Origin of the sequence: Streptomyces sp. NPDC058964, assembly GCF_042741275.1 — a bacterium.
GTDB lineage: Bacteria > Actinomycetota > Actinomycetes > Streptomycetales > Streptomycetaceae > Streptomyces.
This window is the reverse complement of the sequence record NZ_JBHYKH010000883.1, coordinates 1-845: the sequence shown is the minus strand read 5'-3', so window position 1 is coordinate 845 and position 845 is coordinate 1. Positions and strand designations below refer to the sequence as shown.

Below are 845 nucleotides of genomic sequence, written 5' to 3'. Positions count from 1 at the left end.
CAGGGGGGGGGTGCCCCCGGGCGGGCGCGCGACCGGCGGGGGCCGCCTCGGCGGCCTCCTACGCCCGGGGGCTCACCGCGGGCGGGGCGGCCGGGGCCCCCCCGGTCGACGTCGGCGAGGAGGTGCCGGTCGGAGTCGGCGAGGACGGACTCGGCGGCAGCGGCGAGACGGGCGTCGCCCAGGGGTTCACGGGGTGCTTGGGCGGCTTGGTCCACTGGTCGTCGTGGCCCGAGTGGTCACCCCGGTGGCGGTGGAACCACTTGTCCTGGTGGCTGTCGAAGATGACGAAGACCTTGATGACCTGCGTCGCGGGCCGCACCACGACCACGTTCGAGGGCCGGTACGACGCCCAGTGGTCGCCCTTCACCTTCGGTGTGGTCCGCTGCGCGACCGGAGGGGTCAGCGGGTTCCCGGACATGCAGCGCACCCGGGGCACGCCTCGGCTGTCGACCAGCACGGCCGTGCCCGTCTGCAGGACGGCCTGATAGCTGGTGGCGGCGCCGCCGCGGTAACCGTGGTCGGTGACCCGCGTGTCAACGCGCAGCTGTACCGGGGTCAGCGAGCGCAGATAGGCGGGAACGGCCGACGGCCCCACTCCGGCGACCGAGGCGAACGCCCTGTTCTTGGCCGGGCTCGCCTGCAGGGCCCGGATCTGTTTCTCGACGTCGCAGCTGGGGGTGTTGTGGGTGCCGGCGTAGAGACCGGGGTCGCCGCCCTGCACGCTGTGCAGCTCGTTCACCGGGGCCGTGGCGCCGGCCGGGGCCATCGAGGGTTTGATAGGCGCGGCGGAGCTGCGGGGGGGCGGGGGAGGCCGATAGAGGGGGTGTGGGGGCGTGGGCTCGGCC

General features: G+C 74.8%; 1 protein-coding gene. It reads right to left on the bottom strand.

Annotation, left to right across the window (positions count from 1 at the left end):
• Nucleotides 1-58: 58 nt before the first annotated feature.
• Nucleotides 59-766: a DUF6777 domain-containing protein gene (locus ACFW2E_RS45960; RefSeq protein WP_384477897.1), complete on the bottom strand. Its 708-nt coding sequence runs from the start codon at nucleotides 764-766 to the stop codon at nucleotides 59-61.
• Nucleotides 767-845 lie beyond the last annotated feature (79 nt).